Origin of the sequence: Xenorhabdus innexi, from assembly GCF_002632485.1 — a bacterium.
GTDB classification, from domain to species: Bacteria; Pseudomonadota; Gammaproteobacteria; order Enterobacterales; family Enterobacteriaceae; genus Xenorhabdus; species Xenorhabdus innexi.
Genome location: NZ_NIBU01000207.1, coordinates 1 through 840 on the forward strand (window position 1 = coordinate 1; position 840 = coordinate 840).

An 840-nucleotide genomic window follows, 5' to 3' on the forward strand; every position below is an offset into this window, starting at 1 on the left:
ATTGCGATCCGGCGATTTCATCAGCGTTGACGCCACCGTGTGCCGATACCGGTGCGGGGAAACGGCAAAATCACACTCTCTGGATAACCGGCGGAAGAACGAACGGAGCTGTTGTTTTTCCCGGTTAATGTCGTATTTGTAACGGGAAAGCCGGCTGGGGTGTGGCACACTTAACCGGCTGAGGTCAAAAATCGGATCATCCGCTTTCGCGCCGGCCGCCACCGCCCGTTCAAGTAAGTGTGCCAGCCGGGGTTTCAGCGGATAAACTATCGGCACTTCCCATTCACAGTGGTTCTTGCTGCCTGCCAGACCCAGTTCAATGTAGTTGCCTTCCAGATTGATATCCCGCAACCGCAGGTGCAGCAACTGATTCTGACGCATCCCCGTAAAACGCAAGGTCGCCAGCACCGTTGTCCAGTACCATGTCGGGTACAGGGCACAGCGCCCTCCCTTTGGCGTGACCTGGGTTCTTTCGTCTTCCGCATACTTCCCCATCAGCAGATTAATGCGGTTTATCTGGGATTCACTCAGGATTTTTTTCTTTTTCTTCTCTTTTTTCACCACCGCGTTATTAAACGGATTCTCAGTATGCGGCAACAGTTTCTGCTCCATGCCGAAATTAAAAATCGCCCGCAGATGTGCGACCTTATTATTCCAGGTATGGCTCGACTGTTTTTTCTCCAGCATAAGATGACGCCGCCACCGGAGCACCTCCCGGTAAGTCACCTGTGCCGGTGAGGCTGTTTCCCCCATAAACCGGGTAAATCCCCGCACCACCTTCCGGTAACTCCACTCGGTATCCGGTCTCAGAATATGTGAAAAGAAATACTCTTCTAATAG

General features: G+C 52.5%; 1 protein-coding gene. It reads right to left on the bottom strand.

The window, feature by feature from the left end:
* The coding region (locus Xinn_RS21115; RefSeq protein ID WP_099137828.1) for a tyrosine-type recombinase/integrase at positions 1-840 on the bottom strand (840 nt) is incomplete at both ends.